The sequence below is a fragment of the Cellulomonas sp. IC4_254 genome (genome assembly GCF_011603975.1).
GTDB lineage: Bacteria > Actinomycetota > Actinomycetes > Actinomycetales > Cellulomonadaceae > Cellulomonas.
Map to the genome: position 1 here is coordinate 1 of NZ_JAANNB010000134.1, position 10,947 is coordinate 10,947.

General features: G+C 76.1%; 11 protein-coding genes. 5 read left to right on the plus strand and 6 right to left on the minus strand.

Annotation, left to right across the window (positions count from 1 at the left end; translation table 11 throughout):
• From G6556_RS13100 to G6556_RS13115, 4 genes are all read right to left on the minus strand, one after another.
• A partial coding sequence (locus G6556_RS13100) for a glycosyltransferase (protein ID WP_166942051.1) occupies positions 1-800 on the minus strand: 800 nt, incomplete at its 3' end.
• Positions 801-875: 75 nt separating this feature from the next.
• On the minus strand, positions 876-1,394 hold the full coding sequence (locus G6556_RS13105) for a DapH/DapD/GlmU-related protein (protein WP_166942053.1): 519 nt from the start codon (positions 1,392-1,394) through the stop codon (positions 876-878).
• Position 1,395: 1 nt separating this feature from the next.
• Positions 1,396-2,586, minus strand: a complete 1,191-nt coding sequence (locus tag G6556_RS13110; protein ID WP_166942055.1) for a glycosyltransferase — start codon at positions 2,584-2,586, stop codon at positions 1,396-1,398.
• A complete protein-coding gene (locus G6556_RS13115; protein ID WP_166942057.1) occupies positions 2,583-3,440 on the minus strand; it encodes a glycosyltransferase in 858 nt (285 codons plus the stop codon). The genes G6556_RS13110 and G6556_RS13115 overlap by 4 nt, the downstream gene beginning before the upstream one ends.
• Before the next feature lie 167 nt (positions 3,441-3,607).
• Here G6556_RS13115 and lhgO point away from each other — a divergent pair, with 167 nt between their 5' ends.
• Positions 3,608-4,828, plus strand: a complete 1,221-nt coding sequence (gene lhgO / locus G6556_RS13120; protein WP_166942060.1) for an L-2-hydroxyglutarate oxidase — start codon at positions 3,608-3,610, stop codon at positions 4,826-4,828.
• 157 nt (positions 4,829-4,985) lie between these two features.
• On the opposite strand, the gene G6556_RS13125 is transcribed toward lhgO, so the two are convergent.
• Positions 4,986-6,077 carry a glycosyltransferase family 2 protein gene (locus tag G6556_RS13125; protein ID WP_166942063.1) on the minus strand — a complete coding sequence of 364 codons (1,092 nt, stop codon included), beginning with the start codon at positions 6,075-6,077 and terminating at the stop codon, positions 4,986-4,988.
• Positions 6,074-6,913, minus strand: a complete 840-nt coding sequence (locus G6556_RS13130; RefSeq protein ID WP_166942066.1) for a polysaccharide deacetylase family protein — start codon at positions 6,911-6,913, stop codon at positions 6,074-6,076. Before G6556_RS13130 ends, G6556_RS13125 begins: the two co-directional genes overlap by 4 nt.
• A gap of 323 nt (positions 6,914-7,236) precedes the next feature.
• Here G6556_RS13130 and G6556_RS13135 point away from each other — a divergent pair, with 323 nt between their 5' ends.
• Genes G6556_RS13135 through G6556_RS13150 form a run of 4 tightly spaced genes read left to right on the plus strand, consistent with a single transcriptional unit; the run spans position 7,237 to position 10,922 of the window.
• Positions 7,237-8,061, plus strand: coding sequence for a glucose-1-phosphate cytidylyltransferase (locus G6556_RS13135; protein WP_166942069.1), 825 nt, complete (start codon positions 7,237-7,239; stop codon positions 8,059-8,061).
• A 4-nt stretch (positions 8,062-8,065) separates the two neighbouring features.
• Complete coding sequence (locus G6556_RS13140) at positions 8,066-9,094, plus strand: SDR family oxidoreductase (protein ID WP_166942072.1); 1,029 nt, start codon at positions 8,066-8,068, stop codon at positions 9,092-9,094.
• Complete coding sequence (gene rfbC, locus G6556_RS13145; RefSeq protein ID WP_166942075.1) at positions 9,091-9,642, plus strand: dTDP-4-dehydrorhamnose 3,5-epimerase; 552 nt, start codon at positions 9,091-9,093, stop codon at positions 9,640-9,642. The genes G6556_RS13140 and rfbC overlap by 4 nt, the downstream gene beginning before the upstream one ends.
• Positions 9,639-10,922 (plus strand): Gfo/Idh/MocA family oxidoreductase, encoded by a 1,284-nt coding sequence (locus G6556_RS13150; protein ID WP_346774884.1) that lies wholly within the window; start codon positions 9,639-9,641, stop codon positions 10,920-10,922. The genes rfbC and G6556_RS13150 overlap by 4 nt, the downstream gene beginning before the upstream one ends.
• Positions 10,923-10,947: the final 25 nt, after the last annotated feature.

Below are 10,947 nucleotides of genomic sequence, written 5' to 3' on the forward strand. Positions count from 1 at the left end.
CCCGCCGCCCGGGCGTCCTCCGCCGCGTGCGCCGCCACCTCCACGTACCGCGCGGCGAGCCAGCGCTGCCCCATCCCGCTGCCGCGCCCCTGGCGCCACGCCCCGAGGACGCTCTCCCGCAGCCGCATGTGCACCAGGGCGGCGGGCTCGAACGCGAGCGTGCCGCCGGCGAGCTGGGCCCGCCAGCACAGGTCGGTGTCCTGGAGGTAGCGGGCACGCACGTCGAACCCGCCGAGCCGGTCGAACAGCGGCCGCCGGATGCCGAGGTTGCTGGAGCTCGCGCACCCGAGCCCGGGCAGCGGCTCGGTGTGCTGCAGGCCGTCGACCTGCGGCAGCGCCCGGGACCGCTGCGCGGCGTCGCTGTTGAGGCGCTCCCACTCCAGGCGCCCGGCGACGACGTCGGCGCCGTCGAGCGCGCGGTGCAGGGCGTCGACCCAGCCGGGTGCGACCACGTCGTCGGCGTCGCAGAACAGCAGGACCCGGCCGCGCGCGAGCCGGGCGGCGGCGTTCCGGGCCGCACCGGCGCCGCGGATCGCGGACGCGTCCACCAGGCGCACGGTCCGGGTGCGGCGGGCGGCGTCGAGCACGACCTCGCGGGTGCCGTCGGTCGAGCCGTTGTCGGCGACCAGCACCTCCCAGGTGCAGGCCGGCGCCTGGGCGGCGAGCGCGTCGAGCTGGGCGGGCAGGGTGGCCTCGGCGTCGTGGGCGGCGATCACCACGGACACGTCGAGGTCCGGCTCACGGGTCCCGTCGGGTCCGGCGCCGAGTGGTCCGTCGGCGGTCGGGCGTGCTGCGGTCATGGCTCCCCCTGCCTGGCCCAGAACGGGACAAATCACCCGTAGCAGACCACAGCGGGGCGTGCCGCGCGAACCGGCTCAGTAGCGCTCGGGCCCGTAGTCGATGCGGTAGTGCTGCTCCCGCGGCCGCTCCCCGACGGGCCGGGCGGGCACGCCGCCGACGATCGTCCACGGGTCGACGTCCTGGGTGACGACCGCCCCGGCGGCCACCACGGCACCCTCGCCGATCGTCACGCCCCGCACGACCGTCGACCGGCTCGCCAGCCAGGCCCGGTCGCCGATGGTGATGGGCCCGAGCCGGCCGGCGAACCCGGGGTCGCGCAGGTCGTGGTCGGCGGTCACGAGCAGCACGTGGCTCGCGATGACGACGTCGTAGCCGATGTCGATGCCGCCGCGCGCGTCGATCTGGCAGAACCGCCCCACGTGGCAGCGGCCCGCGATCCGCAGGTTGCCCGGCTCGAGCACCTCCGACCCGCCGAACAGGTACACGTGCTCGCCGAGGTCCGCGCCCAGCCGCCGGAGCGTGCGGATCCGCAGCTCGTTGCTGGGCACGTGCGTCAGCGCCCGGTTGAAGACGAGCTCGCCCCGTCGACCCACGTCAGCCGTCCTCCCCGCGGGCCGCGCCCGCGTGCTCGTGCGCGGGGACGTCCGCCCCGCCGCGCAGCCGCGCCGCGAGCGCCGCCACGGTGTGCTCCCGCCGGACCAGCGCCCGGCCCGCCTCGCCGCGCGCCCGCCGGTCGGCGGGGTCGGCCACGAGTGCCCGCACGGCGTCGAGCAGCGCGCGCTCGCCGGCGTCGCGGTCGCCGACGACGACCACCCGGGCCTCCTCGAACAGGTGCCCGGCACCCCGGGAGTCGTTGGTGACGACCGCGCAGCCGTTGCCCAGCGCGGCCACGAGCGGGCCGCTGACCGCGTGCGCGCCGCCGCCGCCCCAGCCGTCGCGCCGCCAGCGCACCACGACCGCCGCCCGGGCGAACACCGCCCGCACGCCGGCCTCGGGCAGGAAGCCGAGCAGGCGCACCCGGTCCCCGGTGCCGGCGTCCGCCACGGCGGCCTCGATCGCGCGGGCCGTGCCCTCGCCGCACGCGCCGACCGACAGGACCCAGCCGTCCGGCAGGTCGGCGGCGGCGCGCACCAGGGGCAGCACGTCCTCGGCCGCGGCGACGTACCCGGGCACCAGCACCTCGGTCCGCCCGGCGACGGGGTCGTCGGTCGCCGCGCCGACGTGCGGCAGGGCCTCGACGGGCCGGTCCAGCCGGTGGGCGGCCGCGAGCGCCGCGGCGCCGGACGGCGACAGGCAGAGCACCCGCTCGGCCCGGCGCAGCAGGTCGCGCTCGGCGCGCCGACCGAGGGTGCCGGACAGCGCGGCGGCGACCCGGCGGCCGCCCCGGCGGTCGAGGAGGGTGGTGAAGAACGCGCCGCCGGACAGCTCCGGGACGTCGTGCACCATCAGCCAGACGCGGCGCCCGCGGCGCGCGGCCCACCACGCCGCCCAGAACTCGGCGAGCCCGCGGCCGGCCTGCTCGACGACGAGCACCGCGGCCGGGTCGTGCCGGGTCAGCCGGCGCGCGAGGCGGACGGCGAGGACGGCGGACTGGGACGCCTCGGGCGCGGGCGGCAGCAGCTCGGTGCCGGTGGGGCCCAGGGCGTCGAGCACCGGGCGGAACGCCGCGGCGTACGCGGCGACGCCGCTGGGGCTCGGGGGCAGCCGGGTGACGTGCACGAACCGCGCGGGCGCCCCGCCCGCCGACGCGCCGGTCCCGGTCTCGACGCCCTCGGCCACCGTCACCGCCGCCCCCGCGCGGCCCGGCGCACCCGGTCGCGGGCGGCGACCCCGGCGCGCTGCACGCCCTCGGCGGCGCCGAGCAGCCGGGCGTCCCGCGCCGGGACGTCCTGGGCGAGGGTGCCCGCGCGCTCGGCCTCGAGCAGCGAGCCGTACAGGTGCCCGAACGTGTGCAGCGCCGCGACGGCGAACCCCGCGCGCCCGTCCCGCCACGCCCCGCTGAACACCGTCGAGCGCAGCAGCTCCCGGATCAGCCGGACGGGGTCGTCCAGCCGGGTGAACCGCCCGGGGTTGTTGGCGGCGTAGCGCAGGACCTTCTCGGTGGTCTGGCCCACCGAGCGGAAGTTGAGGTGCGCGATCGCGGGCACCGACGCGGGCGCGTCGACCCCCGGGCCGTCGAGGACCGGCGGCACGTGCGCGAGCGCGGGCTCGGCGTAGCGGGCGCGCCCGCGCCGGAGCAGCGCGTACTTGGCGCTGCCCTGCAGGGAGTGCTCCAGCATCCGGCCGTAGGCGACGTTGTCGTACCGCAGCCGCACGCCGGCGACGTCGGGCCGGTCGAGGACGGGCTGCAGGGCGGTGCGGAACCCGGCGGGCAGGTGCTCGTCGGCGTCGACGAACAGCACCCAGTCGCTGGTCGCGGCGTCGAGGCCGCGCTGGCGGACCTCCTCGACGACGGGGGCGTCCGGCACCGGCACGACCCGGGCGCCGTGCGCGGCGGCGACCTCGCGGGTGTCGTCGGTCGACCCCATGTCGCAGACGAGCACCTCGTCGAAGCCGGTCAGCAGCGGTAGGCAGTCGCGCAGCTGGTCGGCCTCGTTGCGGGAGTACACGACGGCACTCACCGTGCTCGGGGGGGTCATGGCCCCGAGCGTAGGTCGGCGTCCCCCGCCGGGGGCACCGCCCGAAGGGTGAATTGGGATGAAACGCGACATAGGGGACAGATCCGACGGCTAGCCTCGCCGTGCGGACGAGCCATCCCGGGCCGTCCGCACCGCCCCGGACGGGGCCCAGCACCGAGGAGCGCGCCATGAGCCACGTCGTCGTCGTCGGATCCGGCATCGTCGGGCTGGCGGTCGCCGCCCGGCTCGCCGAGCGCGGCGACGAGGTGACCGTCCTGGAGAAGGAGGACGGCCTGGCGCTGCACCAGACGGGCCGGAACTCGGGCGTCATCCACTCGGGCCTGTACTACGCGCCGGGCAGCCTCAAGGCGACGATGGCCGCGGCCGGCGCCCGCTCGATGGTCGAGTACGCCCGTGCCAGGGGCGTCCCGGTGGAGGTGTGCGGGAAGCTCGTCGTCGCCACGTCGGACGCCGAGCTGCCGCAGCTGGAGAAGCTCGCCGGCCGCGCGGAGGCCAACGGGGTGCCCGCGCGCCGGCTCACCCCCACCGAGGCCCGCGAGTACGAGCCGCACGTCCGCGCCGTCGCGGCGCTGCGGGTCGAGAGCACCGGCATCGTCGACTACCCCAGGGTGTGCCGGGCGCTGGCGGCGGACATCGAGGCCGCGGGTGGCCGGATCCTGTTCGGCGAGGAGGTGCTCGCCGCCCGCACCGTCCCGGACGCCCCCGGCGCCCCGGGCCGCGTCGAGATCCGCACCTCGCGCGCGGACCGCGAGGCCGACGCGCTCGTGGTGTGCGCCGGGCTGCACGCCGACCGGGTCGCGCGCGCCTGCGGGCTCGACCCCGAGGCCCGGATCGTGCCGTTCCGCGGCGAGTACTTCGAGCTGACCCCCGAGGCCGGCGCCCAGGTGCACGGGCTCATCTACCCCGTGCCCGACCCCCGGTTCCCGTTCCTCGGCGTGCACCTCACCCGCGGGATCGAGGGGCACGTCCACGCCGGGCCGAACGCGGTGCTCGCGCTCGCCCGCGAGGGCTACACCTGGACCGACGTCTCGCCGCGCGACCTCGCCGACAGCCTGGCGTGGCCCGGCCTGTGGCGGCTCGCGGCGCGCAACCTCGTGCCCGGCGCGGCCGAGGTCGGCCGTTCGCTGTCCCGGAAGGCGTTCGCGCGCAGCCTCTCCCGGCTGGTCCCGGGCATCTCGGCCGGCGACCTGGTGCCCGCCCCCGCCGGGGTGCGCGCGCAGGCGCTGCGCCGCGACGGCGGGCTGGTCGACGACTTCCTGCTGCAGCACGAGGGGCGCCAGGTGCACGTGCTGAACGCGCCGTCCCCCGCCGCCACCGCCTCGCTGGAGATCGCGCGGCACATCGTGCAGCAGCTCGACGCGGCCGTGCCGGCGGCGCGCGCGGCCTGACGGTCGCGCGGGGGCCGGCCTGCCGCGGGTCGCACGCCGGCGGCAGCATGCCCGCGGGCGCACGCGGATGGCGACCGCCCGCGTCCGCCCGGAGGCGGCGGCAGGCGCGCGGCAGCGGCGCCGGGCCGCGAGGGGGGCGCGGGCCCGGCGCCGCAGATCAGGCGGGGACCGTGCGGTCCACCGGTGGCAGCGTCGCCGCGGCCGCGGTCCCGGGCGCCACCCGGGTCACCGACACCGGGCTCGGGGTGTCGAGGCGCGCGAACGCGAAGCCCAGCCCGAACCCGAGGTCCCAGCACCAGGCCCGGAACTCCGCGACGGAGCGCACGCGCGCGAGGTCGCCCGCGGTGAGCCGGAGCCGGTGCACCGCGCGCCGCCAGCCGACGTGCTGGTCGGCCCCGGCGGCCCCGGCAGCCCCGGCAGCCGCACGCGCGGCCGGGCGCGGGGTCGCGCCACCGGTCGCGGGCACGACCGGAGCCGCACCCGCGCCGGCCTCCGCGATCGACCGCAGCCGCTCCTCCTGCTCCCGGTACCGCAGCGCGAGCCAGTGCTCGCCGGACCCGTAGTGGTACCCCTGCTGCAGGGTGGACCGGAGCGTCCCGCGCAGCCGCACGTGCAGCACGGCCTCGGGCACCCAGGTCAGCGGCACGCCGGCGAGCTGCACCCGCCAGCACAGGTCCGTGTCCTCGAGGAACAGGCAGCCCGGGTCGAACCCGCCGACCGCGCGGAACACGTCGGCGCGGATGCCCATGTTCCCCGCGCCGGCGGCGTGCAGCCCGGGCAGCCGGGTCGACTCCTGGAGCCCCGCCGTCTGCGGGATGGTCCGCGACCGGAGCACCCGGGGGCCGTTGAGCCGCTCGCCCTCGAACCGCCCGGCGACGAACGCGTGCGTGCGCAGCGCGGCCCGCATGGCGGCGACCCAGCCGTCGCCGACGACGTCGTCCGCGTCGCAGAACGCGACCAGCGGGGCGCGCGCGACCGAGACGCCCACGTTGCGGGCCGCGCCGGCGCCGCGGGTGGCCGAGGCGTCGACGACGCGGACCGGAAGCCGGTCCGCGTAGGAGCGGGCCAGCGCGACGGTCCCGTCGGTCGAGCCGTTGTCCGCGACGACGAGCTCCCACGCGAACGGCACGCACTGCGCCGCGAGGGCGTCGAGCTGCGCGCCGAGCGTGGCCTCGGCGTCGAACGCCGCGATGACGACGGTGAGCTCGACGCCCGCGGGCCGCGCGACGCCGTCCCTCAGGCCGCTCACGACATCAGCTCGCGGAACACGGAGCGGACCCGCGGGTACCGCCCGAGCAGGCCGCCGACGGTGTCGAACGACCACCCCTGCGCCAGCAGCGGGTCGACGAGAGCAGCGGTGACGGCCGCGCGGTCGAACGCCGGCAGCCGCTCGCCGGGCGCGAGGGTCTCGGGGTCGGCGCGGGTGTCGTGCAGCAGCAGGATGGCGCCGGGGTGCAGCGCCGCGCGGGCGCGGGCGGCGACGTCCGCCACCGGGGCGTCGACCCAGTCCTCGGCCCACCCGGACCAGATGACGACGTCCAGCCCGGACCGGGTCCAGCCGCGCAGCGACCGGGGCCGGTGCGCGCCGTACGGCGGGCGGAACAGCGTGACGGGCACGCCGGCGACGGCCTCGACGCGGCGCCGGGCGTCGGCGACCACGCGGACCGCCTCGGCGTCCTGCAGCCGGTTGAGCCGGCCGTGGTCGGGGCCGTGCAGCGCGAGCTCGTGGCCCTCGGCGACGAGGCGGCGCACCAGGTCGGGGTGCGCCTCGGCCGCGTCGGCGAGCACGAAGAACGTGGCGTGCAGGCCGCGGTCGGCGAGCAGGTCCAGCAGCCCCGGCGTGTGGGCGGGGTGCGGGCCGTCGTCGTAGGTCAGGGCGGCGACCGCGTCCGCGGTGTGCACGCAGGCGGTGGGCGCGAGCCCCCGCAGCAGCGGCCGGGCGAGACGCAGCGCCGCCCGGTCCGGCAGCGGACGTGGCGCAGGTGCACCGAACTCGCCCAGGTCGCGCCGCAGCACCAGGATCTCCCCCGGGCCGTGCGGCGCGCGGCGGGTGCCACGGTGCAGCGCCGGCTTCTCGACGACCATCGACCTCCCCCTCGCATCCGGCCGGCGGGACGCGCAACCGGCCCGCCGGACGCCAGTGTGCCCGCGGCAACCAGCCCGGTTTGTCCGTTTTGGGGGTTTTCACCCGAACGCTCGACAGGTTTCGCCCGAGCGTCCCTCCGGGGGGTCGCGGCGACGCGCCGGCTCGGCCGGACGGGGCCCGTCACCCGCCCGCCGCCCCCTTGGGGTGATATGTCCGATTTTCACCCGTTAGTACCTGTCTGGGCCGAAATGCCCGGACTAGCCTCGGGGCTGCCGCGTGGCGATCGCGGCGCCATCCCACACCCCCCGTCCGAGGAGGAGCCATGACCGCAGGCGACCTGTCGCCCGCCGACATCCCGGTGGTGATCCTGTGCGGGGGCATGGGGACGCGCCTCCGCGAGGCGAGCGAGAAGCTCCCCAAGCCGCTCGTGGACATCGGCGGCCGGCCGATCCTCTGGCACATCATGAAGACGTACAGCGAGCACGGCTTCCGCCGGTTCGTGCTGGCGCTCGGGTACAAGAGCGACCTGATCAAGCAGTACTTCCTGGACTACCGGCACCTGACGTCCGACTTCACGCTGCACCTCGGTGCGGACGGCGCGGAGTCCGAGCCGGTCTTCCACGGCACCGCCGCCAAGGAGGACTGGGAGATCACGTTCGTCGAGACCGGGCTGACCACGGCCACCGCCGCGCGCATCCGCCGGGTCGCCCAGCACCTCGACGCCGACCGGTTCGCCCTCACGTACGGCGACGGCATCGGCGACGTCGACATCACCGGCGCCCTGCGGCACCACGTCGAGCAGGGGCTCCTCGGGACGCTCACCGGCGTGCACCCGTCCAGCCGCTACGGCGAGATGCGGGTCGAGGGCGACACGGTCGTCGAGTTCAACGAGAAGCCGACCCTGGCCGACGGCTGGGTCAACGGCGGGTTCTTCGTGTTCGAGCGCGAGTTCGTCGACAAGTACCTGGACGACGACCCGGCGGTGATGCTCGAGAGCGCACCGCTGCAGCAGCTCGCCCGGGACCGCCAGCTCTCCGTGTTCGAGCACGAGGGCTTCTGGATGGGCATGGACACGTTCCGTGACTGGACGGAGCTGAACGGACTGTGGGACGCAGGTCGCGCCCCCTGGAAGATCTGGGAGGACTGAGCGCGTGCGCATCCTGGTCACCGGCACCGAGGGCTACCTCGGCAGCCTGCTCGCACCGACGCTGCTGGGCCGCGGCGACGAGGTCACCGGCCTCGACACCGGCTACTACAAGAACGGCTGGCTCTACAACGGCGTCCACGAGACCCCGCACACGCTGGTCAAGGACATCCGGCACGTCACGCCGGACGACCTGGTCGGCTACGACGCCGTCGTGCACATGGCCGAGCTGTCGAACGACCCGATCGGCGACCGCATCGGCGACGTCACGTACGACATCAACCACCACGGCTCGGTGGCGCTGGCCTCCGCGGCCAAGCGCGCCGGGGTGCCGCGGTTCGTCTACATGTCGTCCTGCTCGGTCTACGGCGTCGCCGACGGCACGGTCGACGAGACCAGCCCGACCGACCCGCAGACCGCCTACGCCCGGTGCAAGGCGCTGGTCGAGCGGGACGTCACGGCGCTCGCCGACGACGACTTCTCCCCCACCTTCCTGCGCAACGCGACGGCGTTCGGCGCCTCGCCGCGGCAGCGGTTCGACATCGTGCTGAACAACCTCGCCGGCCTGGCGTGGACGACGCACCGGATCGCGATGACCTCCGACGGCACGCCGTGGCGGCCGCTGGTGCACGGCCTGGACATCGCCAAGGCGATCCGCGCGGTGCTCGACGCCCCGCGCCAGGACGTGCACGCGCAGGTCCTGAACGTGGGCGCGGACTCCAACAACTACACGGTGCGCGAGATCGCCGAGACCGTCGGGGCGGAGTTCCCCGGCTGCGAGGTGTCGTTCGGCGAGCCGAGCGCGGACAACCGCTCCTACCGGGTGTCGTTCGCGAAGATCCGCGAGGTGCTGCCCGGCTTCGAGACCGACTGGGACGCCGCCGCCGGCGCCGCCCAGCTGCACCGGGTGTTCGAGCAGATCCAGCTCGACACCGAGACCTTCACCGGGCGCGGGCACACCCGCCTGGCGCAGATCGAGCACCTGCTCAAGACCGGCCAGGTGGACCCGCAGCTCTTCTGGACGGTGAACCCGTGAAGTACACGCCGACCGCCGTCGACGGCGTCATGATCGTCGACCTCGAGGAGCGCGGCGACGACCGCGGCTTCTTCGCCCGCACCTTCGACGTGACCGAGTTCGCCGCCCACGGCCTGGACACGACCGTCGCGCAGGCGAACCTGTCGTACAACCACAAGGCCGGCACGTTGCGCGGCCTGCACCGCCAGGTGCCGCCGCACGCCGAGGGCAAGCTCGTCCGGTGCACCGCGGGCGCGATCGTCGACGTGGCCGTGGACGTCCGGCCCGACTCCCCGACCTACGGGCAGCACGTGATGGTCGAGCTGACCGCCGCCAACCGGCGCGCGCTGTTCATCCCGCCGTACGTGGCGCACGGCTACCAGACGCTGACCGACGGCGCCGAGGTGGTCTACCAGGTCAGCGGCCCGTACGCCCCCGGCGGCGAGCAGGGCTTCCGGTACGACGACGCCGCGTTCGGCATCGCGTGGCCCGTGCCCGTCACGGTGATCTCGGACAAGGACGCGGCCTGGCCGCTGGTCTCCGCCGACGCCGAGGTGGCCGCCCCGTGATCATCGTCGACTCGCTGCTGAAGGCGCGCCAGGCCGACGGGAAGCCGATCCGGGTGGCGCTGGTCGGCGCCGGGTTCATGGGCCGCGGCCTGGTGAACCAGATCGTCAACTCCGTGCCCGGCATGGACGTCGTCGCCATCGCGGCGCGGCACCCCGAGCAGGGCGTCCGGGCGTACACCGAGGCGGGCCTGTCCGGCGTCGTCGAGGTCGACTCCCCCGCCGCGCTGGCCCGCGCCGCCGCGTCGGGGACGCCGGCCGTCACCGCGGACTACCGGGTCGCGGTCGCGTCAGACGCGGTCGACGTGGTGGTGGACGTGACCGGCGCGGTGGAGTTCGGCGCGCACGTGGCGCTGGCGTGCTTCGAGCACGGCAAGCACCTCGTGCTGATGAACGCCGAGGTCGACGCCACGGTCGGTGGCGAGCTCGCCCGCCTGGCCGACAAGGCCGGCGTCGTCTACACCGGCTGCGACGGCGACCAGCCCGGCGTGCAGATGAACCTGCACCGGTTCGTCACCGGGCTCGGGCTGACCCCGCTGGTCGCCGGCAACATCAAGGGCCTGCAGGACGAGTACCGCACGCCGACGACGCAGAAGGCGTTCGCCGAGCGCTGGGGCCAGGACCCGCACATGGTCACGTCGTTCGCGGACGGCACCAAGGTGTCCGTCGAGCAGGCGCTGGTCGCCAACGCCACCGGCATGTCCGTGCACCGGCGCGGCATGCTCGGCATGGACCACGACGGGCACGTCGACGAGCTCACCACGCGGTACGACGTGGACGAGCTGCGCGCGCTCGGCGGCGCGGTGGACTACGTGGTCGGGGCGCGCCCCGGGCCGGGGGTCTACATCCTGGCGACCCACGACGACCCGAAGCAGCGGCACTACCTGGAGCTCTACAAGCTGGGCACCGGGCCGCTCTACTCGTTCTACCAGCCGTACCACCTGTGCCACTTCGAGGTGCCGACGACGATCGCCCGGGCCGCGCTGCTCGGCGACGCGACGATCCGGCCGCTCGGGGCGCCGAGCGTGGAGGTCGTCACCACGGCCAAGACCGACCTGGCCGCCGGCACCGTGCTGGACGCGCTCGGCGGCTACAACTACTACGGCCAGGCCGAGAAGGCCGCGGTCACGCGGGACGAGCGGCTGCTCCCGGTCGGCGTCGCCGAGGGCTGCGTCCTCGTCCGGGACGTCCCGAAGGACGCGACCCTGACGTACGACGACGTCCGGCTCCCGGAGGGCCGCCTCGTCGACCGGCTCCGCGAGGCCCAGTCCGCCCTGTCCTGACCCCGACCGCCACCCCGGCATCTCC